We start from the raw sequence: 26,403 nt of genomic DNA, 5'->3' as shown, positions 1-26,403 counted from the left end.
TTTAGTCTTCCTTTCCAGTCTGAATTAACCGCGCGACCCGTTGACTGGCCGTCCCCGTTTCCCAGGCACAGAAGCGGTGGTTAAAGGCCGCTTGCTGGCGGGCATACGCGGGAAAGTTTCCGGCTTGTTGCCAGACGTCCAACTGATCATAGAACGCCCTGGCCGTGGTGACCAAGGGTCCGGGCAACGCCGCGGACTTGTACGCAAAGTAAAAGCCCCGGAGCTGGTCGCGGTAATGGGCCAAATCGTAAGCGAAAAACAATTGCGGCCGGTTGAGGTTGGCAAAATCAAACATTACCGAGGAGTAGTCCGTAATCAAGAGATCCGTGATTAAGTACAAAGAAGCAATGTCGGCTTCCGCAAGCACCGTGACCCGGTCCTCATAACCATCAATATTGACTTGGTCCTTTACTAAGTAATGGGGCCGGATAATCAAATGAGTGCCCTCCGGTACGTGTTGGAAGAACTCACCGAGGTCAAATGGTAACTCGAACCGGTAGACCCCGGGCCGCACGGCGGTATCGTCCCGCCAGGTCGGGGCATAGGTGACGATGGGCCCCGTCACGTCTCCGAGTAGTTGGCGTTTCAAAGTCGCAATGTGCGTTGGGGTATTCGCGGTATACAGCACGTCGTTGCGGGGATACCCAATGGGCAAAAAGTTTCCTTGGTACCCGAAGGCCCGTTTAAAAATCTTTTGAGAATATTGGTTAGGGGCAATCAGGTAATCCCACCGACTGGCTGCTGTCACAAAATCCGTGTGGTACTGGGCTGTAGTGGTCCCTGGCATCGCCACGTGGTCAATATCGACCCCCAATTTTTTCAGCGGCGTCCCGTGCCAGGTTTGAATCGTGGTGGTCCGTCGGTTGGCGTGCCACCAATTCGGCAACCGGGAGTTCAAAACCCAGTATTCCGCCCGGGCCATCAACCAGACCCAGCGCGGGGTGAAGCGTTTGACCAAGCGAATCTCGGGATACTTGGCGTGCAAGGTCGCGTATTCGCGGAGCTTTACACTGAAGTACGCCGTTTGTCGGTACTGCGGGTCGGCCCGGACAAGGGCACGGTAAATGGCCGCTGGATTATCGTTGACGTCCTTACCGTTAAAGCTTTCAAAGATCACTAAGCGTTGCTTAATGGGTAAACAAATAAGCCCACCGTTCAACACGATGAGCCCATAGCGAGCAACGAGCTTTAATGACTGGACCAGGCGTTGTCGACTGTTCGTCATTTTCAGTTGCTCCTTTCAATCTAGATTAAGTCCACGAAACGGGACCGGAACTTGTAATGCAAGTGAGAGCCAAGCAGTAAAACGAAGAACACGAAGGCCCAGAATTCAAGCGTCAGTAAGGGGTTCTCCCAGAACCAACCGGTCCCTAAGAACGACTCCCGGAACCCATTGACCACGTAATAGTACGGGTTGAGTTCCAATAAGTGCACGAATGGTGCCGGAAACGACGTCGTCACGAAGTTGAACAGCACGCCGGACACGTAGAACAACATCCGCATCACGGATTGTAACAGGATGTGGTAGTCACGAACTAACACACTAATACACGAATTAAAAATCCCTAACGCCACTAACAAACAAATCATGGCGAAGAAGTAGTAGATCCACTGGAACCAGGAGACCTTCGGGTAGACGCCGTTCAACAACCCGATAAAGATGGAAAAGACCATCATCGTCCAAAAGGAACTCAGGTTGCTGACCACTTTAATGGTTGGTAACGCGGACACAGGGAACTTCATTTTAGCCACCATATTGACCCGTTGGTAGATACTCTTCGACGCGTCCAACGTGGCTCGATTCATAAAGAACCAGGGTGAAATCCCAATGACCATCCAGGGCAAATAACTGACCCCGTTCAATGGTTGACCATGCTTCAAGCCAACCCCGAAAACTAACCAATAAATTCCGATTTGAATCAACGGGTACAGGTACTCCCACATCAAGCCCAAATAATGGCTTTGATAACTGGCTTGGTCCTCGTAACGAGAAATTCGAAAAATAATCCCCAAGCTTGATACTTGCTCTTTAAATAAGGTCATGACCTCTTTCAAGGCGCTGCACTCCTTTAACTTTTAATCATTACCGCGAGTCGCAGACCCGTGATAACGTGCGACGACCCGGGCGGTCGCCTGACCGTCATTGGCCGTATTCCACTGCTGATTGAAGTGGCGTAGGTCGGTCGTTTGGTCGGCAATAATCGCCGCCGCCAACTCTTGGCTATTCCGCAAAGCCCGACCAGGTAACCAGGACAAAAAGTCAGCTTGAATCCCCGGCTCACGTTGGTAAGCCGACAAATCAAACAAGTAGAACAATAAACTATGGGCGTTGGGTAACAGACTGTAGTCAAACGCCACTGAAGAATAATCCGTCACCAGTGTTTCCGTAACTGTCAGCAATTCCGAAGTGCTGAGCTGATCAGCCACGACCACTTGCGTCCCCAATTGAGCCTGCAACGTCGTGGCCGTCTGGGCTAACGCTGGGTGGAGTTTGACCACCACTTTGGCTTGCGGGTCGGCTGTAAGGGCCTGCGCCAAGTCTTGGGGCGGCGTAAACGTCACCCCGGGTCGATACGTCGGCGCATATAAGATGACTCGGCTCCCCATAAGTTCCGGGGCCACGCGGGCCACCTTAGCGCGGGCTTGCGCAACCCACTGCGGCGATAATAATCGGTCCGAACGTGGGTACCCCAACACCTGCATCCGGTGTGCGGGAACCCGATAACTGCGCGTGAACACTTGGCCCATGGCCGGTGACGCCACCACGTACTCGTCGAAGTGGTCGTAAACGGCCTGAAACCGGCGCTGGTCACTGGCTGAACGCAGCGGTGTGGTCGGGTCTTCCCAGCCAAACTTCTTGATTGCACCGACAGCATGCCAAAGTTGCACGATCCGCATGTTACGCGGATGCGCTAAGCCGCCCAAAAAGGCATAGTAGTTATCACAATACAAGACCCGGGCACGCATTACCCGCGGAATTCCGGTCAATGCAAACCGCAGACCGTCTCGAAACAAAATCGTTCGGACCCCCTGCTGGGCCAAGTACTGGGCACTGGTGGCTTGTTGTGGGCGATAAAATACGATTAACGGCTGGTCAGCCGGTAACGCCGCCTTGACTGCTAGGATAAAGGGCAGGTTATCGTTGAAGCTCAACAGATACACCACCGCATCGCGTCGCCGGTGACACCACAACATGGACACGCACCGGACTAACCATAAATAGAATTCTTTCACATTCATCACCAATATCACTTATTTTTAACAGCCCACAACATCGAAAATTATACCACATCTGCCCGCCGAACCTAGAGAAATTTAAGAAGCTTTAAGAAAGCCAAGCGAGTTTTCCCTCTTTACCGGGCCCAACACCTAACAAACCGGGCCAAGAAGCTATCTTGGACCCGGTTAAGATTGCTGAATTTAAATGTTGTTTTTCACCATTTAGGTTCGTAGAAGTGCCCCAGCACCTTGACGGTATCGGAAATGCTGACGAAGGCCTTTGGGTCGGCTTCTTCCATGGCGACCTCTAAGGCATCCATCTCGTAACGGGTGATCACGGTAAACAGAATCGTTTTTTCATCGTGATGGTAAGCCCCTTCGGCCCCATGGACGATGGTGATTCCTCGCCGCATATGGTTTTGGATACTGTCAATGACCGTCTTGGGCCGGTTAGTAATGACCATGACCTGCATCCGTTGCTGCCGGGTGAAGGTCAAATCAATCACTTTGGCGTTGACGAACAAGCCCAATGCGGAGTAAAACGCGTACGGCCAGCCGTAGACGAAACCGGCACTAATGACGATTAAACTGTTGAACGCCATGTTGATGGTCCCCATACTGCGGCCAGTCTTACGCCGGACCACGATCCCAATGATGTCGAGTCCCCCGGTAGAGATGCTGTTCTTTAGGGTGAACCCAGTCCCGTACCCGTTGACCGCCCCACCAAAAATCGCACAGATAATGGGATCGGTGGTCAAGTGAACGGGCTGGATGATTCGAATCATGACGGACGCAAAGAGCACGCAGATGAAGGTAAAAATCGTAAAGGACTTGCCAATCTGCTTCCACGCCAGGACGAATAGCGGCACGTTAATCAGAAACAACCCCAACGCCGTGGTAATCTGTACCGGTGCGTATCGGCCCGTCAAGGTGTTGATCAATTGGGCCAACCCGGTCGCCCCGGACGAATAGATATGGCCGGGCGTCCAAAAGAAGTTGACCGCAATGGACACCAGAACCCCGTAGAAAAAAGCTACCGAAATTTTAGCCGTATAGGTGTGCCGTTTGAATAGCTGCTGTACATCATCCATGATTTACTCCCCCGACCTCGCTTTTAGGTGTGCTGCGCCGACTGATTAGTTGACTAGTCGTTGTCATATTCACCGCCGGCCTAACCTTGCGTCCAGTGGGCCTGGATAAAGGCGGCCCGACCGCCAGCTTCCTGTTCAGCCATGCGTTGCGGTTGCTTCTTATAGAACTGCTGATGCCGTTCTTCTGCCGGGTAGAAAGATTGGACCACTTGAATCTGGGTCACGATGGGCTGGTCGAACTGTTCGCGGTCCTGCAAGGCCTGCTTGGAGGCTTCCGCGACTTGGCGCTGGGCAGCACTATTCACGAAAATCACCGGCCGGTAATTATCGCCGCGGTCCTGGAACTGTCCTGAAGCATCGGTCGGGTCAGTCTGTTGCCAGTAGAGATCGACCAACTGTCGATAACTGACTTGCTCAGCATCGAACCAAATCTTGACGGCCTCGGTGTGACCAGTCTTACCGGTCTTAACTTGTTCGTAGGTCGGATCAGCCACCGTCCCACCCGTGTAGCCCGACAGGACCCTTTCGATGCCTGGTTGTTCTTCAAAGGGCTGGACCATGCACCAGAAGCAGCCCCCCGCAAACGTTGCGGTTTCTATTTTACTCATCAACATCCCTCGCTTTTTTACTAATGGCTCTATTTAACGGCTTTTAGCCGCAAAGGTCAAGCCGCTTACCCGCTGCGACCGCCAAAAAGGCGTTGAGTGTGCCAATTGACATCACCCAACGCCCCCTTAGCGTTTTTTCATGTAGCTTACTTCAACTATTTTTCGTCGTCGGTATCCAACTTAGCGATTTCTAAGTCTAAATCATCCAGTTGCTTGTCCGTGACGGTACTTGGTGCCTGAGTCATCGGTTCCGTTGCCTTGGAGTTCTTCGGAAAGGCAATGACGTCCCGGATATTGTCGCGCTTAGCCAGTAAGCGGGCAAAGCGGTCGAGTCCGATAGCCAAACCACCGTGAGGCGGGAAACCGTAGTCTAAAGCTTTCAACAGGAAACCAAATTGCTTTTCGGCCCGTTCTGGCGTAAAGCCTAACGCCTTCAGCATCTTCATCTGTAAGTCGCGGGTGTGAATCCGGATGGACCCACCACCGAGTTCCAACCCGTTCAAGATGATGTCGTAACTTTGAGCGTAGGCCTTGTGCGGGTCTTCGCCGTCGTTTAGGTAGTGCGCATCGCCTTCGGCTGGCATCGTGAACGGGTGATGGGCTGGGACCCAGCGCTTCAAATCCACGTCGTAGTCGAACAATGGCCAGTTGACGATCCATAAGAAGGCCCACTTGTTTTGGTCGATCATGTCTTGTTCCTTAGCAATCGCCACTCGCAGGTAACCCAAAGTCTGGGCCACGACGCGTTTGGAATCGGCTGCGAACAATAACAGGTCGCCACTCTTAGCACCCGTAGCTTCAGTGATTTTAGCAAAATCACCATCGTGCTTGAAGAACTTGGCAATTGGTCCACTGAAGCTGTCATCAGTGACCTTCAACCAAGCTAAGCCCTTCGCGCCAAAGCGTTCGATATATTTCGCGTACTTGTCGAGGTCCTTACGGCTGTACAGGTCGGCCCCACCGGGAACGGCGATGGCTTTGACTTGGCCCCCGTTGGCAACGGCCCCGGAGAAGACCTTGAAGTCGGTATCCTTCATGATAGCCGACAAATCTTTCAATTCCATGCCAAACCGTACATCTGGTTGGTCGGTCCCATAACGGGCCATGGAGTCATCCCAGTCCATCCGCGGGAACGGTAAGGTAACGTCAACGTTCAAGGTATCCTTCATGACCTTGGCGATCAAGCCCTCGGTCAGGTCCTGAATCTCTTCGGCGGTTAAGAAGGACGTTTCCAAGTCAATCTGGGTAAATTCCGGTTGCCGGTCTCCCCGCAAGTCTTCGTCTCGGAAGCACCGGGCAATCTGGTAGTACCGGTCAAAACCGGACCCCATCAATAATTGCTTGAAGAGTTGCGGCGATTGCGGCAAGGCGTAGAAGTGACCATGGTAGATTCGAGAAGGCACCAGGTAATCCCGGGCCCCTTCTGGCGTCGACTTGGTCAAATCGGGCGTTTCGATGTCGATAAACCCGTTGTGGTCGAAGTAGCTGTGAACGGATTGCACGATTCGGTTCCGCAGCATGATGCCCTGTTGCATTTCCGGCCGGCGTAAGTCCAAGTAGCGGTATTGCAGCCGCAGGTCATCGGACGCCGTGATACCGTCACGAATATCGAACGGTGGCGTCTTGGCCTTGTTCAAGAGGTTGATGCCCGTGACCCGGACCTCGACCTTTCCGGTACGCATGTCCGGGTTGATTTCCTTTGCGACCCGAGCGACGACGTGACCTTGAATCTCGATCACGTATTCACTCCGCAACTGTTCGGCAACCGCTAAAGCTTCCGGACTGTATTCTTCACTAAAGACCAGTTGGACTAAGCCTTCGCGGTCTCTGAGGTCAACAAAGATCAAGCCCCCCAGGTCGCGGCGCTTTTGCACCCAACCCTTTAAAACAACGGTCTGGTCGAGATATTGCTCGTCGACGAGACCCGCGTACGTGGTCCGTTTCAAATTCTTTTCCATCTAATTTCCCCTCTTATTTGGTGGTAAACCGTTGTGCCACAACGGCTTGAAAATCTTGGTAAATGTCGGCTAGGGGCACGTTGATTTCTTCGCCCGTCGCCATGGCCTTCAAGTTGGCCGTTTGCGTCTCGAGTTCCTTTTCCCCAATCGTTAAGGTGTAACGCGCCGTTAAGCGGTTAGCCGTCTTGAATTGGGCCTTGGGTTTACGTCCCAGGTAATCCCGGTCCGCCGTTAAGCCGGCCGCTCGAATGGCTTGGACCAGCTTCAAGGTCTCAATCGACGTCTGCTCGCCAATGCCCACGACGTACACGTCTAATGGGTGGTTATTCGGGACTGCGACCTGTTCAGCCTGCATCAATAAGACCAGGCGTTCCACGCCCATGCCGAAACCGACTCCCGGCATCTCGGGGCCGCCGAGTTCTTCGACTAAGCCGTTGTAGCGGCCACCGGCCAACACCGTGGTGTAGCCTTCGCCCAAGGCCGGTGAATCGGCCATAATTTCGAAGATGGTGTGGTTGTAGTAGTCCAACCCCCGGACCATGGTTGCATCGACGTCGTAAGCGATGCCTAAAGCATCTAAACTAGCCTTGACCTGGTTAAAATGCGTCGTCGCGTCCGGCGTCAAAAAGTCCAAAATGGACGGTGCGTCGGCCACGATGGCCTGGTCGTGCTTGTCCTTACTGTCTAAGACCCGTAACGGGTTCTTGTGCAGCCGGACCTTGGAATCGTCACTCAAGTCATCGTAGTGGGGTTCCAAGAAGTCGATCAATGCTTGGCGGTAAGCCGCGCGGGTCTCCTGATCCCCCAACGTGTTCAACGCTAAGCGCAGGTGCTTTAAGCCCAGTTTACTAAGTAACGCCATGCCCAAAGCGATGACTTCGACGTCAAGTTCCGGCGCATTACTGCCGAAGGCCTCCACCCCGATTTGGTGAAATTCCCGTTGCCGCCCGGATTGGGGCCGCTCGTAGCGAAACATCGGGCCCATGTAGTAGACCTTGTATGGCTTTTGCGTTTCGGGACCATATAATTTATTTTCTACGAAGGCCCGCACGACACCGGCCGTGCCTTCTGGACGTAAGGACAGGTGTCGGTCGCCCTTATCCTTGAAGTCGTACATTTCCTTGGTGACGATATCGGACGTATCGCCCGATGTCCGGGAGAACACCTCGAAATTTTCAAACATTGGCGTGCGGATCTCGTCGAACCGGTAACGGGCGAACAAATCGCGCGCCGTTTTTTCGACGAACTGCCAGGTTTCAGACGTCCCCGGTAGGATATCTGCCGTCCCTTTTGGCCGTTGGTAACGCATAAACATTCTTCCCTTCCTCAACCGCTAAACAAATAAAAAACGCCCCTGTCAATTGACAAGGGCGCAGGTATGCACGGTACCACCTTTTATTTTTCTCAGCAGGATAACGTTGCAAACGAATGACGCCAAGCGTCACTAGCCTCAAAAGTGTCTTCGCCAGCCCCCGTTAGTCGCTTTCAGCTCCGCGACCTCTCTGCAAGCGGGCATGCCTGCTACTGATCTTTCTCATCGGCTTCTATATTAGATTCTTCTTTAGAATACTGAACCCGCTTGAAAAAGTCAAGGGGCCGCTTTGGGCCGACCTTCGCCGCGGGTCAATCGACGTGGTATAATTGATTCAATTTGAAGCAAGGAGTGCCGCCATGCATTTTAAACCTAAAAACTGGATTGGCTTAATCGTCAGCCTCATCATCTTAATCATCGCGGGAGGCGTCCTGTGGGCGTTTACCCAGCACAACGCGGTCACTGCGACCGTCAACAACCTGCGTCTGCGGGAGGGCCCCGGTCTGACTTACGACGTCACCACCCGGGTCAAAAAAAATAGTCGCCTGACCATCTTAGGCGAAAAGAACAATTGGTACCACGTTCGCGACAGTCATAATCGTTTCGGCTGGGTCGCCAGCTGGTTGGTCGACCACCCCGGTAAGTTAAAGACCGCTACGACCCTCTCCGAAGCGACCATCGTGCTGGACCCCGGCCACGGGGGCAGCGATTCTGGCGCGTTGTCGATCAATCAAAAGCACGACGAAAAGACTTACACCCTTCAGTTGGCCAAACGAGTCGCCGCAAAATTACGGGCTAAAGGGACTCACGTCATCATGACTCGGGACAGTGACAAGAGCGTCAGTCTTGCTGATCGCCCGGCTTTAGCCAACGACAACCAGGCCAGTGCCTTCATCAGTTTCCACTTTGATTCGTCGCCCACCAATAACCTGGCTTCGGGCACCACGACCTACTATTACCACCGGAGCACCTCTTACGCTTTGGCACAGGACATCAATCAAGAGATGAGCGACCTGCCGTTAACCAACCGGGGCATCCGCTTCGGCAACTTCGAGGTCATCCGCGACAATAGCCGCCCGTCATTGCTCCTCGAAATGGGATATATTAATACTAAAAAGGATTTTCGTGAAATCGAATCCGCTAAGTACCAACGGGCCGTGGCGACCCGCGTTGTGGCCGGTCTCACCCAATACTTCAAAACTCAGCATTAATTTAATGAAAGAAGTGCGATTATTTTATGACTTTAACTGCTGATTGGCTCAAACAATTACCGTTACGCCAAGTCACCTCCGCCACCCCCGTTTCCGGGGGCGACATCAACGAAGCCTTTCGCTTGAGCACCCCCGAGGGACCCTACTTTTTGCTGGTCCAACCACGGACTCCAGCAAGTTTCTACCAACACGAAGTTGCCGGCTTAAAGGCGCTAAGTCAGGCCGCTAACGTCCCGGAAGTCTTCGGGACCGGCACCATCGACGGCGACGCCTACCTGCTGATGGAATTTCTAGAGACCGGCCACGGCAGTCAGTACGCGCTGGGCGAAACGGTCGCCCGAGTCCACCACGTGACGGCCCCGCAGTTTGGGTTCGACCAGGATAACGCGGTCGGCAAACTCCCTAAAAATAACCACTGGCAAAGCGACTGGACCACCTTTTATCTTGAGCAACGGCTCGACCCGTTAGTGCAACGGGCCCAAACCCATAACCTGTGGAACGACCGGCGCCAGGCCGGCTACGACCAGGTCCGCCAACACATCATCACCGAAAATAAGGGCCGGGACATCACCCCGTCACTGTTACACGGTGATCTCTGGGCTGGTAACTACCTGTTCACCGCCGACGGCACACCGACCTTGATCGACCCAGACACCCTCTATGGGGACCGTGAGTTTGATTTGGCCATGACCACCATCTTCGGCGGCTTCACCCAGGACTTCTACAAGGGCTATCAAGCCGCGTACCCGTTACCGGCTGGATACGCGGAGCGGTTACCCCACTATCAGTTGTACTACCTATTAGCTCACCTAAACCTCTTCGGTGAAGCATACGGTGGGGCCGTCGATGACCTGTTAGCTCGCGGTTAACCACCACGCCAAACAATCAATCTGAAAACGAAATGGGACCAGCGCACTAATTCGGCGTTGGTCCCATTTTGTTGTGGTTACGGTCCTTAATCGGCCAATAGCCAAGCCTGCAGCTCGGCTAACCGAATGACCCGGACCTCAGATTGACTCTCATCAACAATCAGATGTTCCGGATCGAACAGTGCTCCGGCCATCCCCGCGCGGTGCGCCGCCTGGATATCGAGATTGCGGTCGCCGACCATCAAAGCATCTTGCGGAAGCACGCCGTATTCTTGACACAGCGCATTCAAGCTGGTCGGGTCAGGCTTGCGTGGGTAATCGTCACTAGCGGTCACGGCCCCACTGAACTCGCCCCATAGACCTAAGTCTTTGAGTCGGTCAATGGCCCGCTGGTCGCGGTGGGTAAATAAGAAATTGCGCCCACCGTGCATGGTCACGGTCTGTAAAATGGCCGCGCTACCGGCAAAGGCTGGCGCCGTCGCTAATTTCGGGGCAGCCTGTCGTTGGTACAGGTTGGTCAAGCGATCCTGACTCACCCCGTACTCGGCACTGAACTGCCGCAATGCCGTCCCCATACTGTGTTGCCGCATGGCTTGGTAGATGGCCGGCTGGTCGATTTCAAAGGCGTTCACGCCCGTCTGGGTCAACGCCGTGGTAAACGCCGCGACCATCCCCGGGTAAGTATCGACTAACGTCCCGTCAAAATCCCAAAATAACTGTTGATACCGCATTACTGATGTCCCCCTAAAAAAGGAGCCGGTTTTTGACCGACTCCCGTTTTAATTTTAGTTTAATCGTCCGTGTCGAACCAGATGGTGCACGGTCCGTCGTTGACCAGTGCCACCTGCATATCGGCCCCAAAGACCCCGGTCTCGACCGAAATCCCCGTCGCTGCTAGCTTTTGGTTGAACTCGTCGTACATCGCTTGCGCGTGCTTAGGGTCCCCGGCGCCCACAAAGCTCGGCCGGTTACCCTTCTTGGTGTTGGCGTAAAGTGTGAACTGCGACACCGATAAGATACTGCCGGCAACATCGGTGATGCTGCGATTCATTTTTCCTGCCTGGTCTTCAAAGACCCGCAGATGACTAATCTTATGCACCAAATAATCGACCTGGTCGCTAGTGTCGCTATCTTCGGCACCCACCAACAAGCAGTAGCCCTGGGCAATCGACCCGACGACTTGTTTGTCGATAGTCACGCTGGCTTGAGTGACCCGTTGTAACAAAACTCGCATACTTGCTTCCTTTCTACCGAAACGGTCGCTTGACCACGTAAACATCAGGAATATTTTTAATGTTATCCATAATCCGTTGAAGTTCCCAACGGTTGCGAATCCCCAGACTGACCGAGATAATGACCATCTTATTGTGATCGACCTTGCCGTTGATGGACGTCAGGTCCTTCGTCGAGTTATTGATCATCCGCAACACGTCGTTCAGTAGCCCATTACGATTGTAGCCTTGGACCTGGATATCGGCGTGGTAGTTGGTCCGGTCGCCGTGTTCGTTGCCCCAGCGGACCGGCACGATGCGTTCGCCACTTTCTTCAGCGTGCCGCACGTTCGGGCAGTCCACCCGGTGCACGGAGACCCCGCGCCCCTTGGTGATGTAACCTGTAATCTGGTCGCCAGGAACCGGGGCACAGCAATGACTCAACCGTACCAGCAAATTATCGACGCCTTCGATGACCACGCCGTCAGGCTGCTTCTTACGGTCCTTACGGTCGGCATCGCTATCGCTCTTGATGGACTGGTGCTGCTCCAAGATTTCACGTTCCTCTTGGCGCCGGCGCTCGTCTTCGGCCGCCTGGCGGACGTCATCGGTCAAGCGGTTGACCACTCCCTGGGGTTGCAGATCCCCAAACCCAATCGCGGCCAACAAGTCATCGATATGTTGATAATGCAACTTAGCGGTGACCTTTTCCCCATTTTCCTTCGTCATGATGGTCTTGGGATCGTAGCCGGCTTCACGGATCAACCGTTCGACCATTTCGCGGCCCTGGGTGATGCTTTGTTCCCGGTCTCGCAAACGGAAAAACTGCTTGATTTTATTGCGGGCCCGCCGCGTCGAGACCAGCTTCAACCAGTCCCGGCTCGGGCCAGCAGAACTACTCGAGGTCCGGATATCCACGATGTCGCCGTTTTTAATCTCGTAGTTCAGTGGCACGATTTTACCGTTGATCGTAGCCCCCGTGGTGTGGTGCCCAACTTCCGTATGAATAGCGTAGGCCATATCCAGTGGACCAGCTCCCTTAGGCAACTCGAGCACGTCACCCTTGGGGGTGAACGCGTAAACATGGTCGCCGAACAGTTCGCCCTTGACGCTGTCCATGAAATCTGCCGCGTCATCGGTATCTTCTTGCAGTTCGATGATGTGTTTGAATAGGTTCAGCTTATCACCGGTGTTGGTCTCGTGGACCTTGTCCTTGACACCTTCCTTATAAGCCCAGTGCGCCGCGACCCCGTATTCCGCCACGGCGTGCATTTCCTTAGTCCGAATCTGGACCTCGAGGGGCTTGCCTTCAGGTCCAATGACCGTGGTGTGCAACGACTGGTACATATTCGCCTTCGGCATCGCGATGTAGTCCTTGAACCGGCCAGGCATCGGCTTCCACTGGGAATGGATGGCCCCCAAGACCGCGTAGCAGTCCTTGATGGTGTCCACGATGACCCGAATCGCCAGTAGGTCGTAAATCTGACTGAACTGCTTGTGCTGGTCCTTCATCTTCCGGTAGACCGAGTAGATGTGTTTTGGGCGACCGTAGATTTCGGGCTTTAAATGCAGGTCCTTAATGGATTTTTGGATGACCTTGATGGCCGCTGCGATGTACTGTTCCCGTTGGTCGCGCCGTGAATTCATCAAATGCACGATACGGTAGTACTGTTGCGGGTTCAGATACCGAAACGACACGTCTTCCAGTTCCCACTTGATAGTGCTAATCCCCAAGCGGTCCACCAACGGTGCGTAAATCTCCAGCGTCTCGTTAGCGATCCGCCGCTGCTTATCGGGCCGCAAATGTTGCAAGGTCCGCATGTTATGCAAGCGGTCGGCTAACTTCACAATCATGACCCGAATGTCCTTGGACATGGCCAGCAACAGTTTCCGGTGATTTTCCGCCAACTGTTCCCGGTTAGACTTATATTTGATTTTCCCTAACTTGGTCACGCCATCCACGATCAACGCAACGTCATCCCCGAAGAGTTCCCGCACGTCGCCCAAGGTCACGCCGGTGTCCTCCACGATATCGTGCAGAAAGCCCGCTGAGACGGTCTCGGGGTCCATGTTGAGGTCGGCCAAGATACCGGCCACCTGAATAGGATGCATAATGTAGGGTTCGCCAGATTGCCGCGTTTGGTCGCGGTGCGCAACGGTGGCGAAATGACAGGCTTTGACCACCATTTCGACATGTTGCGCATTCATATATTTACCCACTCTGGCAATTACTTCTTCAGCCGTCCAGACACGTTCTTTGGTCATATTGGACGCCACCACCCTTAATTTTTAGATTCTTCTGCTTGCGCCGTAACCGTCAATCCGTAAGCCAAATAAGACAGGCACAGATAGACCAGTGCGAAGTAGCGCGTGTAACCGGGGAGAAACCCACTCGCCCCGATAAAATAGAACACGGGAAAGACCAGCAGTAGCCACCACGGTCGTTGTCGCGTGGCCACAAAGTGACCTAGCCCAATTGAAACGCCCCCGTTCAAGATTAACAATAGCCCACCGAAACGCCAGACTGGATCCAATCCCAACCCCATTGCTAGGGCTGGTAAGCCCACGCCCACAACTACTCCCATGAGCCAATACCGCCAGCCCAACTTTTCCAGAAATGCCATTGCATTCACCTTTACTCTCTCTATAATTGGACCTATTTTAGCATGTTTTCAAGGGGATTTCACCCTCGTTGCGGACTTTGTAACTCCCAAATGGTCGACGCCGCGGCCAAAAAGTATAATGGCGCCGTTTCCGTCCGTAAGATTCGCGGCCCTAACCCCACCAAAATCGCGTGAGCCGTTTGAGCTTGGGTGACTTCGGCGGGACTGATTCCACCCTCGGGACCGAAGATGGCCAGCACGGTTTGCCCGGCGACGACCCGTTGTAAGTTCGCCGTTAACGCACTGTGTTCGCCCCGCTTAGCGGATTCTTCATAAGCCATTAAGGTGAGGTCGTTAGGGGTCGCCAATACCGCTGCAAGGTTAGGCACGTAAGTCACGGTCGGTCGGACTAAGCGGTGAGATTGTTCAGCCGCCCCGTTAGCGACCTTAGTCAAGCGCGCAACTTTTTTAGCAACTTTCTGGGAATGCCACTTGGCAATCGACCAGTCGGCCCCGTAGAAAATAACCTGTTGGACCCCCATTTCGGTCGCCTTTTGCGCAATCCACTCCGCTTTTTCCTGCTTCGGTAAACCACAAGCGATGATCACGTGCGCGGGCAGTTCGACCGTGGGCGTCACCACCGCCGTCAACCGCACCTCGGCGTGACCGTCGTTCGTGACGCGCAGAAGCTCACCGTGAAACAGGTGGGCCGTCTGATCTACAAATTCAGCCACGTCGCCTACTTGGGCGCGTAAGACCACGACCCAGTGGTGTTGTACCGTCGCCGGTAACGTCACTTGATCCCCGTCCTGTTGGGGCGTCTCTAAGAAATAACGTTGCATCCCTTATTCATCCTCCGTTGGTTTGTGAGCGATGACACCGCGCCAATCCTTCATCTGTAGCACGTTGTCGATGATAAAGCCCTGCTTTTCTTGGGCGGCCACCACAGTATCTAATTTGTCAGCGATAATGCCCGACGTCAAGAAATGGCCCCCGGGTTGGAGGTTCTCCCAGGCTTGTGGCACCAGGGACACGATGATTTCGGCCAAGATGTTGGCCACCACGATGTCGACCGGCTGGTGAATGTCGTTCAATAAATTATTCGGCCGAGCAACCACATCTTTAGCCACTGGATTCAAATCTAAGTTTGTTTTGGCCGAACGCACCGCCACGTCATCTAAGTCGAACGCTTCGACGTGATCCGCCCCTAAAGCTTTAGCCGCAATGCTGAGCACACCCGAACCGGTTCCCACGTCGTAGAGACTTTCCCCACCACGGATGACCGTTTCTAAGGCCATCAACGATAAGATGGTGGTCGGATGGGTCCCGGTCCCAAAGGCCATCCCCGGATCCAGCCGAATGACTTGTTCGCCGGCTTGCACGGGTTCATAGGCTTCCCAGCTCGGCGTAACCGTCAAATAGCGGGTCACTCGTACCGGATGATAATACTTCTGCCAAGCCGTGGCCCAGCTTTCGTCAGCGACCGCCTTGGTGGTCACGGTGCCAGGGGTCGGGTCCAAACCGAACTGGCTTAATTGTGCGACCCGTTGCTTGATGGTGGGAAGAATCTCCGGTACGAAGACCGTTTCCGGATAGTAGGCGGTGATTTCGGCGCCCGTAGTTCGGTGCGGAATCGTGTTGAGATCCACGACCTCACCATACTTACCTGGTTTTAAATTGGCGTAATCGGCGGCGTCATCGATCTTGACCCCACTGGCCCCCGCCTCTTGTAAAATGTTACTAACGGCCTCAACCGCTTCATTAGTCGTCAGCACGCTGACTTCTGTCCACTGCATAACTGAAATGTCCTCCTTAAAAATGAAAAGAGCCGGCGACAATTTCAAGTTGTCGCTGGCTCACCATTAGCCTTTAAAAATTAATGGAACCAACCTTAGACCTTTTCGGCATCGGTCGGATGGTCAGCATTTCGTTGCTCTCGACGGGCAAGATGTGTTTCTAAATAATCCAGCATATCCGCTTCATTTTGAAACACACGGGGATGCTTTTGCTTGTGGAGCCGCAAGTCAATCTCGTTGATTCGCTGGCGTCCAGTCCACGTATGACCATAACGAATGATTACCCGATTATTGAGCGAATTGCGACCGAACTTGAATACGTAGACACTCTCGGGTGCCATTAGCGGTCGAATGTACGACTTTTCGTAACGATAATTATGTTGTCGTAAATATTCTTTGGTTCGACTCAGCATGGTAATCACCTCCTAAATGACAATCTACTTTGGTTTAACCAACGGGAACGACCGTCTTCGGTTGTCGACACTTTAAATTGTATCAATTAAACATAGTAATGGATTTGCCCCTAAAATGCAAGCAATTAGTTTAGGGAAGCCAAAATTCAAGACCGATTTCCGATGAAAACCAGTTTTTACGCCAATTCCGTTTCATGAAACCACTTACATTATAGCATGAGTGATTGAAATTAGAAACTCATAACCCCTAAAAACCTTAAGTTTTCTTGGGATTGATTGGCGACCCCCGATGGCCAAACTAAACGGGACTCCTAACGTTAGTCGCGGAGCCCCACAGAATAGTTTTTCTGATCATTGATTAGCAGTTAGCCAAAAAATTCTGGTTCGTCAAAAGCTTCCTGAGCCAACTCATAAATATCGTCCAGAGACAAAATATCTTCAACCGTTAACATCCGGTAATCCACTTCTTGCTCCCGCACGGCCGTAATCACAGCTAATGGGATCTCCGCAGCAACCGCAATCTCTTGGTTAGTCAAGGGGCTCCCTAAGACACACAAAGCCCGGTCCTCCGCCGCTTCAATGGCCCGCATCTCAGCGTACCAGTTGACTTCTTGTTCTTCTTCCATAACAGTGATTCCCCCTTTATTTAAATCCGTTTATCTTGGTGGCTATCCCCATAATATACCGGATTATGGGCCTGGTGCCTAGTCCTTTCGTGCCCGTCCCGTTAACCTTTTAACGGTCAAATAATTGTGACGTACCAGCCATTTTTATGGGCTTCATCACCGTGGTCCCTCACCATTAGCCCCGCGTTTAGGTTGCATTTTCCCAATAAATCGTCGAAAATTAGGGCAAGTCAACTTAATGAGGAAGGTGTCACACTATGTTTAAAGAATTTAAGGCGTTCGTGGCTCGGGGCAACGTTTTGGACCTCGCCGTTGGGGTCATTATTGGAGCAGCTTTCACCGCCATCGTGAATTCCCTGGTCGAAAATCTGATCAACCCCCTGCTCGGGATGTTCGTTGGCAGTATCGATTTTTCCAACCTGGTCTTAACCGTGGGCCAAGCACACTTTCGTTATGGGGCGTTTATCAACGCCATCATCAATTTCATTATCATCGCCTTCGTAGTCTTCTTGCTGGTCAAAACCATCAATAAGGTCCTGCCAGCCCCTAAGAAGGAAGAAGAAGCGGAGCCAACGGCCGAAGAAAAATACTTACAGGAAATCGTAACGTTGTTAAAGAAAGAGGAGCATTAGGTTTCTGAACCCCCGCAACGACTTCCCCACCCGAAAGCCGTTACCCATTCGACAGTAAAATGCTATACTGTTGTCAGGCTTGCTTTAGGTAAGCGACACAAAATTGTGATATCACTGTCAAAGAGGGTATTCGACCATGCGAGAAGAAAAAGTAACCTTCACCAAAACGGATTGGCAACGCGCCCAGACCGCCGTCTTCAACGAGTACGACCGGTTGATCAAACGACTCCACGTGGAGGGGGTTGATTACACCATCCTCCAAGCCCGGCGAATCGTCATCTATCAAGATTTAATTGAGGAGTGGAAACACGCCGTGCCAACGTTGATGACTGATTTAACCGATAATCCGGCCGCTTTAAGCGTCTTTGATGACCTCGCTACCGATGGTCAAAGCCACCTGCTCGACCGGTGTGCCAAGAAGATGGAGAATTGGCCCGATTATATCCCTTCCCCCCTCACGATTTGGTTAGAGTTGGAAGAGGACGCCACGGCGGAGTAAGTCGATTCACCCTATGCATCCCGTCAATTACCAAAAGTCTGGACCACTCGTCCGGGCTTTTTTGTTTGGCCCCGGCTGTAGAACTTAAACTTTGCTACAATGAACCTAAGATTTATCAGGAGGCAAATAATTATGGACAACCTGATTCAACCAATTTTAGTCAAAGTACGGGCCATTCCCGCGCGCTGGGTCGTCACCTACGATTTGGAAGGCCTCGATGACGGGCAGGCGAAGGCCTTGGCGCAGAAACTCACTCAGGCGGATACCGCCCAAAGCGCCACCTACAAGGTCCGCGGCCACGCACCCCGGTCGTTGACACTTGAGGTGCATAAGCACTGATCTCATCGTACACCAAAAGGCTTATCTCAATTAGCATCATGCCAACTGAGATAAGCCTTATTTGGGATTATTTAAGTTTACTTCGTTTCGTCTTCATCGGTCTTCAACACGGCCATGAAGGCTTCCTGGGGGATTTCAACTTGCCCCACAGCCTTCATCCGTTTCTTACCGGCCTTTTGCTTCTCTAACAGCTTCATCCGCCGAGTCCGGTCCCCTCCATACAGGTGGGCCGTCACGTCCTTGCGATAAGCCTTGATAGTCGTCCGGGCAATGATCTTCGCGCCGATGGCCGCTTGAATCGGAATCTCAAAGTTTTGCCGTGGAATGATGCCCTTCAACCGCGTCGCAATCTCCCGACCGCGCTGGGCCGCAAAGGTCCGGTGGGCAATGAAACTCAAGGCATCCACCTTGTCGCCGTTCAACAACAGGTCGATTTTGACCAGGTCACTTTCCTGATACCCGTTCATCTCATAATCTAAGGACCCGTAACCGCGGGTACTGGACTTTAACTTATCAAAGAAATCGAAAATGATTTCGGACAACGGCATGTTGTAGACGATGTTGACCCGGTAATCGTCCAGGTATTCCATGGTCACGAACTGCCCGCGCCGGTGCTGACATAGCTCCATCACCGCCCCCACGTAGTCGTTGGGGACCATGACGGTCGCCTTAACGATGGGTTCTTCGATGCGCTTGATAGCCGCCGCTTCCGGCATTTCGGACGGGTTTTCGACTTCCTTCATCGTGCCATCCGTCAAGTAGGCATGGTACGTGACCGATGGTGCCGTGGTAATCAAATCCAGGTTGAATTCCCGTTCCAGGCGTTCCTGGACCACGTCCATATGGAGCATCCCCAAGAACCCACACCGGAAGCCAAAACCTAATGCTTGGGAGGATTCTGGTTCAAATTCCAAGGCCGCATCATTTAACTTCAACTTTTCCAAAGCTTCCCGTAAGTCGTTCAACTTGGCATTATCCGTCGGGTAAAGTCCCGCGTAGACCATCGGATTCATTTCCCGGTAGCCCGGTAAGGCCTTAGCCGCCGGGTCGTCAGCATTAGTCACGGTATCCCCGACTCGGGTCTTCGTGATGTCCTTGATAGCCGCCGTGATGTAACCCACATCCCCGGCAATCAAGTAGTCGCGACTTAGAGGTTTGGGCGAGTTCACGCCCACTTCGGTGACTTCATATTCCGTTTCACTGTTCATCATTCGAATCTTGTCACCGGGGCGCACCGTGCCGTCATACAACCGCACGCTCAACACAACGCCGCGATAATCGTCGTAGACCGAGTCAAAGACCAACGCCTTCAACGGCGCGGTCAAATCACCAGTCGGTGCCGGCACCTTGGCCACGATCTGTTCCAAGAGGTCTTCGATACCGATGCCCTGCTTGGCACTGGCCAAAACGGCATCGGAAGCATCCAAGCCAATCACGTCTTCGATTTCTTTTTTGACCTTATCAGGGTTAGCCGATGGCAGATCGATCTTATTGATCACCGGGACGATTTCCAGGTCATCATCGAGGGCCAAGTAGACGTTGGCTAGGGTCTGAGCTTCGACCCCTTGAGCCGCGTCGACGACCAAGACGGCGCCTTCACACGCCGCTAAGCTCCGCGAAACTTCATAGGAGAAGTCCACGTGGCCGGGAGTATCGATCAAGTGAAATTCGTAATCATGACCGTCCTTAGCGTGGTAGGTCAGTTCGACGGCGTTCAGCTTGATGGTGATGCCGCGTTCCCGTTCCAAGTCCATGTTATCCAGGATTTGGTCTTGCATGTCTCGCTTGGCGACCGTATCGGTCATTTCCAAGATCCGGTCCGCGAGGGTCGATTTCCCGTGGTCGATATGGGCCACAATGGAAAAATTCCGAATATATTTTTGATGTTGCGCTAATTTCTCCAAATCCATTTGCGTTCCTACTTTCTTTACCATTTGTCTCGATAATTATACCAACCATCACGGGGAAGTACAAACTTAGGCCCACGCACACAAAAAGGCGACCGACAAGTTGCCGAACGCCTCCCCTGACCCTATTTCGATGTGACCTTATAAGCGGCTAAACGCTCCGGTGGTAACTGTTGCCACTGTTGCGAGTAGAACTTATCGTTAATATTGTAATGTGGCGCTGGTTGGGACTTGGTCAAGAACGGATTGAGTTGTTGATCCACGGCTAACCAGCCGCGCCACCCCAGATGAATCGTATCCGTCATGAAGTACGGCACGTTACCATCGTGGCTCAAATCACAGATGTGCGTGAAACCTTGCGATTCCAATTGGTAGCGAATCTTGCGGTCGAACTGGCGCAACATCGACTTGGATAACCCCGTGTACGCGGACCAGCGGTCATTGACCGGCGGGATGATAAACATCACGTTGGTGTCCAACCGCGCAAATTGATCCAAGACCAGTTGGAAATCCGCAAACTCTGGGGATTGCGTGTAGCTGAGGTTCTTTTGGAAGTTCTTCAGCTTCCCCTTGCGAATCACCTTTTTTAACCGTTGCTTATAAAAGGTATCACTGATGTGGAACCGGTTATTACCCGTTTGGGCTTTCCCCAACTGACCGGCCAGGCGATTCAACGTAGCGTAGGAGTAATGAGTGGGTAACTTCTTCGTTTGTTGCATCACCTTGTTTAGGTTCTGCGACGGCAAGTTAATTCCGGAGAAGAATTGATCTTCTTGCGTCAGCATGTTCATTTTGGCACGCAGGTAAACTTTTTGGTAGTCAGTCAACGACTTCCCAGACGCCACCCGCTGCAACGCCGCGTAAATGAAGTGGTCAGATTGTGCGACCGGCATCTGCAGCAAGCGTTTGGCGGCGTACCGGTCAATGGCATCGTGCCGGTAATGCGACAGCCACTCCGTCGTTTGTAGCTGGGAGTAGTAGAAGCCAAAGGCGTCTTTACGCGTCCCATTTTTGACGAACCACTGCGGTGAAATCACGAAGACTGCCTTTTTATGCCGCAAGTCCCCCTGGATGTTTTGCATCACGAAGAACTGCGTCAGAGATTGCGTGCCCCGTGCCCCCAACAGAAACGGCCGGTAACTCCGGTCGTACTTTTGGGCCAGAACCGACGGGTGCATCGGATCGAACCGCGACCACTCCGATGAGCCAAAGAACGGCACGTAATTTTCTCCGAGTGCGGCCGCCTTGAGTCGTTTACCCTTCAACACATTGGGTGATAAGGAAACGGCTGCTTGACGTTCTTCACCTGCGCTGACGTGCTTAAAGCCGAAAGTAACTGGTGAGACGAATACCGCGAGAACCAGCAGGGCCGCTAAAATAATCGGCCCAAAAATCCGTAGTAGTCGCTTAGCCATTAGTTAGACCAGGCTTTCCACTTTAGTAATGATTTTGTTGGGCGTGTCCCACTCTGACCGCTCAAATTCAGAGACTGGCACACTGATTCCTAACTCGCTTTGTAATTGCAAAAGCAGTTGCACAGATCCCATGGAATCCAGTAAGCCACTATCGAACAAGTTATCGTCCATCGCTCCACTGACATCGTTCCCCGTTAGATCTGCTAAAATTTCTAATACCGTTGCTTGAACATCCATTGTTATTTCCCCCTAAATGAAATTGAAGACTCCGTTTTAATTGGTGAACCAAAGTTGATTCAAGAATCCTGAGAAAATCAGAAAACTAAAGCACACCAGGTTGGCCGTTAAGAAGATGGCGAACCACTGGGTGAACCGGTTATGCGGCACACTCTCACGGTGCTTCTTCTTGTAACGTAACCAGGCATCGTTGATCACTAATGCACAGCCGTGGAACAGGCCGTACGTGATGTAATACCAGGTCACCCCGTGCCAAAACCCCATGACTAACATGTTGATGATGTACGTCACGTTAGCCGTCGTGCGCGGATTTTTGAAGACGCGGTGCTTCATGAACCAAAAGACCAAGCGCATGTAGATAAAGTCCCGGAACCAGAAGGACAACGTGATGTGCCACCGATTCCAGAAATCCTTGATGTTAGGTGAACGCCAAGGTTGCTTAAAGTTCATCGGCGTGGCAATGCCCATCAGATACGAGGTCCCCACAGCAAACAAACTGTACCCCGCAAAATCAAAGAACAAGTAAGCACTGTAGACGTACATGTAGCCTAGAACCGGCCAGGACAGATCCAGGAACCCGCCCCGCGCTTGCATCCCCATTTGGAGCAACCGTGGCAATAAGATTTGCCCGAAGTAATAAGCCAGAATGAACTTGTACAAAAAGCCGACGAAGATGTAGCGCACACCCTTTTGAATCATCCCCAAATAGGTGTCGCGGTCCGGCACCGACCGGTAATCGTGCTCAAAGCGCCGGTAACGGTCGATGGGCCCCGAAGAAATCGTGGGGAAAAAGAGCATAAACTGCAGAAACGTCATAATCTGAAAGTTTTTCAACGTGCCATCGCGCGTCTCCATCATGGTCTGCACGGCCCGAAACGTCAGGTAACTGATCCCCAGAAACCCAATCAACGAGTTCTGCCCGTTTTCCACGGCCGGCGTCACTTTGACGATGGTCAGCGGTAGAATGGCCAGGATGACCATCAGATAGAAAATCGGTCCCGAATTTTTTTGCTTTCGGTAGACGGCATACCCCCAGGTTAGCAACACTTCATACGAAATGTAGACGATCAAAGCCACCCCTTGGGTCCATTTGGGCCCGCCGAAGGTCAGCACCAGAAAGAAGATCGAGATAATCGTTTCGTATAGTCGTGAGCGTCTACCGTATAGCAAGCCAATGACGAGTGGGATGAGCGCCACCCCTAAAATGGCAAAGTAGGTGGGGTTCCCGTACGGTTCAAATGACAGCATCAGTGATTGACCTCGGCAATAATCGATTTAATGTCAACCTTGCCGTTGGGGGTCATCGGTAAGCTGTCCTTGTAAACAAAGCGTTGCGGAATCATGTATTCCATCATGTCGCCGCCTTGTAAGGTTTCCTTAATGGCCTTGGTCAACGCCAACGCCGTCATCTCGTGTTGAATCGGCACCACCCAGGCCACCAGTTGGCTGACCTTATGGTTTTGGTCGTAACGCGGCACCGCGACGCCCACTTGGATATGGTCTTCTTGGGACAGATAGTGGTTCACCTCTTCCAATTCGATCCGGTACCCGTGGAGCTTGATTTGAAAGTCGGTCCGGCCCCGGTACATGAACAAACCATTGTCTAACGCCACGCCCAGGTCCCCGGAACGGTAAACGCGCGTGCCGTGCCAGTCGATAAAGGCGCTAGCCGTCTTGTCTGGATTATGCAGGTACCCCTTAGACATCGATGGACCACTGATCAGAATCTCGCCTTCCGTTCCCGTCGGCACTTCGTTCAAGTGTTCATCAACCACGGTCAACTTGGTGTCTTCCTTGGCATAGCCAATCGGTAACCGCGGGTAATCCGCCAAAATCTGTGGTGTGATTTCGACCTGCGTGACCGCCACCGTCGTTTCCGTTGGCCCGTAAGTGTTGAAGATGCGGGCTTGCGGGAAGCGCTGGTGCAAGTTTTCAGCCGTGGCGTGCGTCAATTCTTCCCCGCAGAACAAGAACCGTTGCAAATCCGGATAATGTTTGCCATCAAAGGTTGGTTCCAGTAAGCAGATGTCCATAAAGGACGGCGTCGAGACCCAAACGTTCAGCCGCATTTGCGGGAGCGTCTCGAAAAGGCCCTTAAAGTTATCGGTCACCTTTTTGGGCAACGCCACTAACGTCCCCCCACTGGCCAAAGTTGGTCCCCAGTCCATCACGGACAAGTCAAACGAGTACGGTGCTTGGGCCAACGTCCGCGGGGCTGCTGGTAAGGCAAAATCATCGCTGAGCATCCAGTTCACGTAGCTCAACAGGTTGGCGTGCGAAATTTGAACGCCCTTCGGTTTTCCCGTCGTGCCGGACGTAAAGATGATGTAGTAGGTCTCATCCCCCGTCACAGCGTGGTCTACCTGATACGTTACCGGTGTTTTAAAAATCGTCCGTAAGCGGTCCAGTGTAATCACCGTGGTGTTCGGTAACTCGGTCGGTAAACTCGCCACCGCGATGACCGCTCCCGGATGGGCAATATAATTAATCGTGGTCAAGCGTTCTAGTGGTGAGTGCGTATCAATCGGCACATAAGCGTGTCCACTCTTGACGACGCCTAAGAACGTCGCCATCATCTCAAAGGTCTGGCCCCCGTAAACTAAGATGGGGGCCTCCCGTGGCAGTTGCAGGGCGTCTATCGCGGCCGCTAAAGCGTCCGATGCGCGTTTCAACGTCGCGTAAGTCTGCGTCTGGCCTAAATCATCGTAAGCTAACCGATCCGGCGTGGTTACTGCCACTTGGTCGATCGCCGTAATTAAATTATCAATCAATCTTTATCCCCCCAAAGAAATTCAATTTTCGTCACGAACCGTTAGAATTCGTTATAGATAAACGTGGTGCTTTGTAACCCACTGTATCCATACAGATAAACTAACGCCATGATGATCGCAAAGTAGAAAACGGTCCAGCCAATGAAGGCCACCACTGGCTGATGCAAAATTGCCAGCCACTTTGTGCGCATGAATTTTCACCCCCAAATTACCCGACTTAATCGTGATGCGATCCCCGTGTCGGTGTCGTTCAGTTACACGATCTGTCCTTCTCCCACGAAGAACGGCGTGTCGGCAACGCCGGGAGTCCCGGTGATTGCTTATGTTTTGAGATTAGCATTGCCCCTGCTTGATTGCAAACGACACCCCCTAACCTTAACAGTTTCTTTTCATTTTTCACGATTTAGTTAATTGTGTAACCAAAAAAAGGCCACTGAACACTTTCAGTGGCCTTGATGGCTGGAACCTAGGAACACTTCCCAGGTCAATCATTAATTATCATTAAACTTGTCGCGCATCTTGTCGAAGAGGTTTCCCTTACCAGTACCCGAAACGGTCTCACCGCTGGCCTTTGCGAAATCGCGCAAGGCGTCGCGTTGACCTTTATTCAGGTTCTTCGGGGTCTGGACCTTGATGGTCACGCGTTCATCACCATTGCTGTTGCCGCGCAAATGTGGCACGCCTTGGCCCCGTAAGCGGAAGGTGGTCCCGCCTTGAGTGCCCGCCGGTACCTTCAGCTTGACTTTACCGTGGACGGTCTTGACCATGATCTCATCGCCCAGCGCCGCTTGCACGAACGAGATGGGTTGGTCGAAGTAGATATCGGTCCCATCCCGCCGGAAGTCCTTGCTAGGCGTGACTTGGAAGATGATGAAGAGGTCGCCATAGCCACCGCCATGGGTCCCCGCTTCACCTTGCCCTTGTAAGCGCATCTGTTGCCCGTCATCGACCCCAGCTGGGATGGTGACTTCAACTTCGTGCTTTTGTTCCTCGTGGCCAGAACCACCACAGGTTGGGCACTTCTCTTTGATTTCTTGCCCCGTGCCGTGGCAGACCGGGCAAGGTTGTTGACTCTGCATACGACCCAGTGGCGTGTTGGTGACCGTCGTCACGTAACCCGAACCGCCACATTCGTGACAGGTGACGGGTGACGTGCCCGGCTTAGCCCCGTTACCACCACAGGTGTGGCATTGGGCTTCACGGGTATAAGTGATGGTGGTCTTCTTACCAAAGATGGCCTCTTCAAAGGTCAGTGTCATTTGGTACTGGAGATCACGACCCGGTCGTGGCGCGTTTGGGTTCCGGCGACCGCCACCCCCAAAGAATTGGTTGAAGATGTCGTCGAAACCGCCACCGCCGAAGCCACCGCCACCAAAACCGCCAGCTTGGCCGCCGCCAAAGCCGCCGAAGCCGCCTTGTGCACCGTCTGCTGATCCATATTGGTCGTAGTTTTGCCGTTTTTGCTGGTCCCCTAATACATCGTAGGCTTCCTGCACTTCCTTAAACTTCTCCGCCGCATCCGGGGCCTTATTCAGGTCCGGGTGGTACTTCTTCGATAGTTTCCGGTAGGCCTTTTTGATTTCATCTTGACTGGCGTCCTTAGCGACGCCCAGTACACCGTATAAGTCCTTTTGCGCCATCGTTTTCCTCCCAATCGAATTCCGATATTAAAAAGCTACTAGTAAG

Annotated in this window: 27 protein-coding genes; 5 read left to right on the top strand and 22 right to left on the bottom strand. The window is 52.8% G+C overall.

Annotated features, from left to right (window positions below; translation table 11 throughout):
* Position 1: 1 nt before the first annotated feature.
* From H3M12_RS08810 to hisS, 7 genes are all read right to left on the bottom strand, one after another.
* Positions 2-1,225, bottom strand: coding sequence for a CDP-glycerol glycerophosphotransferase family protein (locus tag H3M12_RS08810; RefSeq protein ID WP_182150636.1), 1,224 nt, complete (start codon positions 1,223-1,225; stop codon positions 2-4).
* 20 nt (positions 1,226-1,245) lie between these two features.
* Positions 1,246-2,055: an ABC transporter permease gene (locus tag H3M12_RS08805; protein ID WP_129031500.1), complete on the bottom strand. Its 810-nt coding sequence runs from the start codon at positions 2,053-2,055 to the stop codon at positions 1,246-1,248.
* A gap of 21 nt (positions 2,056-2,076) precedes the next feature.
* Entirely contained in the window at positions 2,077-3,240 is a 1,164-nt protein-coding gene (locus H3M12_RS08800; RefSeq protein WP_182150635.1) for a CDP-glycerol glycerophosphotransferase family protein, read from the bottom strand.
* A 194-nt stretch (positions 3,241-3,434) separates the two neighbouring features.
* Positions 3,435-4,310 (bottom strand): YitT family protein, encoded by an 876-nt coding sequence (locus H3M12_RS08795; protein WP_129031502.1) that lies wholly within the window; start codon positions 4,308-4,310, stop codon positions 3,435-3,437.
* An 80-nt stretch (positions 4,311-4,390) separates the two neighbouring features.
* Positions 4,391-4,918 carry a peptide-methionine (S)-S-oxide reductase MsrA gene (gene msrA, locus H3M12_RS08790; RefSeq protein ID WP_129031503.1) on the bottom strand — a complete coding sequence of 176 codons (528 nt, stop codon included), beginning with the start codon at positions 4,916-4,918 and terminating at the stop codon, positions 4,391-4,393.
* A 155-nt stretch (positions 4,919-5,073) separates the two neighbouring features.
* Positions 5,074-6,864, bottom strand: a complete 1,791-nt coding sequence (gene aspS / locus H3M12_RS08785) for an aspartate--tRNA ligase (protein WP_129031585.1) — start codon at positions 6,862-6,864, stop codon at positions 5,074-5,076.
* A 25-nt stretch (positions 6,865-6,889) separates the two neighbouring features.
* Positions 6,890-8,185 carry a histidine--tRNA ligase gene (hisS, locus tag H3M12_RS08780; RefSeq protein ID WP_129031504.1) on the bottom strand — a complete coding sequence of 432 codons (1,296 nt, stop codon included), beginning with the start codon at positions 8,183-8,185 and terminating at the stop codon, positions 6,890-6,892.
* A 362-nt stretch (positions 8,186-8,547) separates the two neighbouring features.
* On the opposite strand from hisS, the gene H3M12_RS08775 reads away from it, so the two are divergent.
* Positions 8,548-9,399 (top strand): N-acetylmuramoyl-L-alanine amidase, encoded by an 852-nt coding sequence (locus H3M12_RS08775; RefSeq protein ID WP_182150634.1) that lies wholly within the window; start codon positions 8,548-8,550, stop codon positions 9,397-9,399.
* A 26-nt stretch (positions 9,400-9,425) separates the two neighbouring features.
* On the top strand, positions 9,426-10,268 hold the full coding sequence (locus H3M12_RS08770) for a fructosamine kinase family protein (RefSeq protein WP_129031506.1): 843 nt from the start codon (positions 9,426-9,428) through the stop codon (positions 10,266-10,268).
* A gap of 86 nt (positions 10,269-10,354) precedes the next feature.
* Here H3M12_RS08770 and H3M12_RS08765 read toward each other — a convergent pair whose 3' ends face one another.
* From H3M12_RS08765 to H3M12_RS08730, 8 genes are all read right to left on the bottom strand, one after another.
* Positions 10,355-10,999 carry an HAD-IA family hydrolase gene (locus H3M12_RS08765; protein ID WP_182150633.1) on the bottom strand — a complete coding sequence of 215 codons (645 nt, stop codon included), beginning with the start codon at positions 10,997-10,999 and terminating at the stop codon, positions 10,355-10,357.
* 59 nt (positions 11,000-11,058) lie between these two features.
* Positions 11,059-11,502, bottom strand: a complete 444-nt coding sequence (gene dtd, locus H3M12_RS08760; RefSeq protein WP_129031508.1) for a D-aminoacyl-tRNA deacylase — start codon at positions 11,500-11,502, stop codon at positions 11,059-11,061.
* 13 nt (positions 11,503-11,515) lie between these two features.
* Positions 11,516-13,744 carry a RelA/SpoT family protein gene (locus H3M12_RS08755; protein WP_182150632.1) on the bottom strand — a complete coding sequence of 743 codons (2,229 nt, stop codon included), beginning with the start codon at positions 13,742-13,744 and terminating at the stop codon, positions 11,516-11,518.
* 17 nt (positions 13,745-13,761) lie between these two features.
* On the bottom strand, positions 13,762-14,064 hold the full coding sequence (locus tag H3M12_RS08750) for a hypothetical protein (RefSeq protein ID WP_225423482.1): 303 nt from the start codon (positions 14,062-14,064) through the stop codon (positions 13,762-13,764).
* A gap of 98 nt (positions 14,065-14,162) precedes the next feature.
* Entirely contained in the window at positions 14,163-14,924 is a 762-nt protein-coding gene (locus tag H3M12_RS08745) for an RsmE family RNA methyltransferase (protein ID WP_129031510.1), read from the bottom strand.
* Positions 14,925-14,927: 3 nt separating this feature from the next.
* The gene (gene prmA, locus H3M12_RS08740; protein ID WP_129031511.1) at positions 14,928-15,878 is read right to left on the bottom strand and encodes a 50S ribosomal protein L11 methyltransferase; all 951 of its coding nucleotides are present in this window, start codon (positions 15,876-15,878) and stop codon (positions 14,928-14,930) included.
* 95 nt (positions 15,879-15,973) lie between these two features.
* Positions 15,974-16,291 (bottom strand): hypothetical protein, encoded by a 318-nt coding sequence (locus H3M12_RS08735; RefSeq protein ID WP_170954933.1) that lies wholly within the window; start codon positions 16,289-16,291, stop codon positions 15,974-15,976.
* A 365-nt stretch (positions 16,292-16,656) separates the two neighbouring features.
* The gene (locus tag H3M12_RS08730; RefSeq protein WP_129031513.1) at positions 16,657-16,917 is read right to left on the bottom strand and encodes a hypothetical protein; all 261 of its coding nucleotides are present in this window, start codon (positions 16,915-16,917) and stop codon (positions 16,657-16,659) included.
* Positions 16,918-17,174: 257 nt separating this feature from the next.
* Here H3M12_RS08730 and mscL point away from each other — a divergent pair, with 257 nt between their 5' ends.
* The 3 genes from mscL (at position 17,175) to H3M12_RS08715 (ending at position 18,387) form a co-directional block, all read left to right on the top strand.
* Positions 17,175-17,549 (top strand): large-conductance mechanosensitive channel protein MscL, encoded by a 375-nt coding sequence (mscL, locus tag H3M12_RS08725; protein ID WP_129031514.1) that lies wholly within the window; start codon positions 17,175-17,177, stop codon positions 17,547-17,549.
* A gap of 136 nt (positions 17,550-17,685) precedes the next feature.
* A complete protein-coding gene (locus tag H3M12_RS08720; protein ID WP_129031515.1) occupies positions 17,686-18,048 on the top strand; it encodes a hypothetical protein in 363 nt (120 codons plus the stop codon).
* Between the two features lie 132 nt (positions 18,049-18,180).
* Positions 18,181-18,387, top strand: coding sequence for a hypothetical protein (locus H3M12_RS08715; RefSeq protein ID WP_129031516.1), 207 nt, complete (start codon positions 18,181-18,183; stop codon positions 18,385-18,387).
* 77 nt (positions 18,388-18,464) lie between these two features.
* On the opposite strand, the gene lepA is transcribed toward H3M12_RS08715, so the two are convergent.
* From lepA to dnaJ, 7 genes are all read right to left on the bottom strand, one after another.
* Positions 18,465-20,297 carry a translation elongation factor 4 gene (gene lepA / locus H3M12_RS08710; RefSeq protein WP_129031517.1) on the bottom strand — a complete coding sequence of 611 codons (1,833 nt, stop codon included), beginning with the start codon at positions 20,295-20,297 and terminating at the stop codon, positions 18,465-18,467.
* A gap of 122 nt (positions 20,298-20,419) precedes the next feature.
* Entirely contained in the window at positions 20,420-21,709 is a 1,290-nt protein-coding gene (gene dltD, locus H3M12_RS08705) for a D-alanyl-lipoteichoic acid biosynthesis protein DltD (protein WP_129031518.1), read from the bottom strand.
* A 3-nt stretch (positions 21,710-21,712) separates the two neighbouring features.
* The gene (dltC, locus tag H3M12_RS08700; protein ID WP_129031519.1) at positions 21,713-21,946 is read right to left on the bottom strand and encodes a D-alanine--poly(phosphoribitol) ligase subunit DltC; all 234 of its coding nucleotides are present in this window, start codon (positions 21,944-21,946) and stop codon (positions 21,713-21,715) included.
* A gap of 36 nt (positions 21,947-21,982) precedes the next feature.
* Positions 21,983-23,194, bottom strand: a complete 1,212-nt coding sequence (dltB, locus tag H3M12_RS08695) for a D-alanyl-lipoteichoic acid biosynthesis protein DltB (RefSeq protein WP_129031520.1) — start codon at positions 23,192-23,194, stop codon at positions 21,983-21,985.
* Positions 23,194-24,717: a D-alanine--poly(phosphoribitol) ligase subunit DltA gene (dltA, locus tag H3M12_RS08690; protein ID WP_182150631.1), complete on the bottom strand. Its 1,524-nt coding sequence runs from the start codon at positions 24,715-24,717 to the stop codon at positions 23,194-23,196. Before dltA ends, dltB begins: the two co-directional genes overlap by 1 nt.
* A gap of 41 nt (positions 24,718-24,758) precedes the next feature.
* A complete protein-coding gene (locus H3M12_RS08685; protein WP_129031522.1) occupies positions 24,759-24,908 on the bottom strand; it encodes a teichoic acid D-Ala incorporation-associated protein DltX in 150 nt (49 codons plus the stop codon).
* Positions 24,909-25,208: 300 nt separating this feature from the next.
* Positions 25,209-26,357: a molecular chaperone DnaJ gene (gene dnaJ, locus H3M12_RS08680; RefSeq protein ID WP_182150630.1), complete on the bottom strand. Its 1,149-nt coding sequence runs from the start codon at positions 26,355-26,357 to the stop codon at positions 25,209-25,211.
* Positions 26,358-26,403: the final 46 nt, after the last annotated feature.

The organism is Levilactobacillus suantsaii (genome assembly GCF_014069315.1).
Taxonomy (GTDB): Bacteria; Bacillota; Bacilli; order Lactobacillales; family Lactobacillaceae; genus Levilactobacillus; species Levilactobacillus suantsaii.
This window is presented reverse-complemented; position numbering and strand designations above follow the sequence as displayed.

Bases quoted from the DNA above. Each gene is read 5' to 3' on its own strand.
- H3M12_RS08810 (WP_182150636.1), bottom strand. From the start codon at position 1,225: ATGACGAACAGTCGACAACGCCTGGTCCAGTCATTAAAGCTCGTTGCT.
- H3M12_RS08800 (WP_182150635.1), bottom strand. From the start codon at position 3,240: ATGAATGTGAAAGAATTCTATTTATGGTTAGTCCGGTGCGTGTCCATG.
- H3M12_RS08795 (WP_129031502.1), bottom strand. From the start codon at position 4,310: ATGGATGATGTACAGCAGCTATTCAAACGGCACACCTATACGGCTAAA.
- msrA (WP_129031503.1), bottom strand. From the start codon at position 4,918: ATGAGTAAAATAGAAACCGCAACGTTTGCGGGGGGCTGCTTCTGGTGC.
- hisS (WP_129031504.1), bottom strand. From the start codon at position 8,185: ATGCGTTACCAACGGCCAAAAGGGACGGCAGATATCCTACCGGGGACG.
- H3M12_RS08775 (WP_182150634.1), top strand. From the start codon at position 8,548: ATGCATTTTAAACCTAAAAACTGGATTGGCTTAATCGTCAGCCTCATC.
- H3M12_RS08770 (WP_129031506.1), top strand. From the start codon at position 9,426: ATGACTTTAACTGCTGATTGGCTCAAACAATTACCGTTACGCCAAGTC.
- H3M12_RS08765 (WP_182150633.1), bottom strand. From the start codon at position 10,999: ATGCGGTATCAACAGTTATTTTGGGATTTTGACGGGACGTTAGTCGAT.
- dtd (WP_129031508.1), bottom strand. From the start codon at position 11,502: ATGCGAGTTTTGTTACAACGGGTCACTCAAGCCAGCGTGACTATCGAC.
- H3M12_RS08755 (WP_182150632.1), bottom strand. From the start codon at position 13,744: ATGACCAAAGAACGTGTCTGGACGGCTGAAGAAGTAATTGCCAGAGTG.
- H3M12_RS08750 (WP_225423482.1), bottom strand. From the start codon at position 14,064: ATGGGAGTAGTTGTGGGCGTGGGCTTACCAGCCCTAGCAATGGGGTTG.
- H3M12_RS08745 (WP_129031510.1), bottom strand. From the start codon at position 14,924: ATGCAACGTTATTTCTTAGAGACGCCCCAACAGGACGGGGATCAAGTG.
- prmA (WP_129031511.1), bottom strand. From the start codon at position 15,878: ATGCAGTGGACAGAAGTCAGCGTGCTGACGACTAATGAAGCGGTTGAG.
- H3M12_RS08735 (WP_170954933.1), bottom strand. From the start codon at position 16,291: ATGCTGAGTCGAACCAAAGAATATTTACGACAACATAATTATCGTTAC.
- H3M12_RS08730 (WP_129031513.1), bottom strand. From the start codon at position 16,917: ATGGAAGAAGAACAAGAAGTCAACTGGTACGCTGAGATGCGGGCCATT.
- mscL (WP_129031514.1), top strand. From the start codon at position 17,175: ATGTTTAAAGAATTTAAGGCGTTCGTGGCTCGGGGCAACGTTTTGGAC.
- H3M12_RS08720 (WP_129031515.1), top strand. From the start codon at position 17,686: ATGCGAGAAGAAAAAGTAACCTTCACCAAAACGGATTGGCAACGCGCC.
- H3M12_RS08715 (WP_129031516.1), top strand. From the start codon at position 18,181: ATGGACAACCTGATTCAACCAATTTTAGTCAAAGTACGGGCCATTCCC.
- lepA (WP_129031517.1), bottom strand. From the start codon at position 20,297: ATGGATTTGGAGAAATTAGCGCAACATCAAAAATATATTCGGAATTTT.
- dltD (WP_129031518.1), bottom strand. From the start codon at position 21,709: ATGGCTAAGCGACTACTACGGATTTTTGGGCCGATTATTTTAGCGGCC.
- dltC (WP_129031519.1), bottom strand. From the start codon at position 21,946: ATGGATGTTCAAGCAACGGTATTAGAAATTTTAGCAGATCTAACGGGG.
- dltB (WP_129031520.1), bottom strand. From the start codon at position 23,194: ATGCTGTCATTTGAACCGTACGGGAACCCCACCTACTTTGCCATTTTA.
- H3M12_RS08685 (WP_129031522.1), bottom strand. From the start codon at position 24,908: ATGCGCACAAAGTGGCTGGCAATTTTGCATCAGCCAGTGGTGGCCTTC.
- dnaJ (WP_182150630.1), bottom strand. From the start codon at position 26,357: ATGGCGCAAAAGGACTTATACGGTGTACTGGGCGTCGCTAAGGACGCC.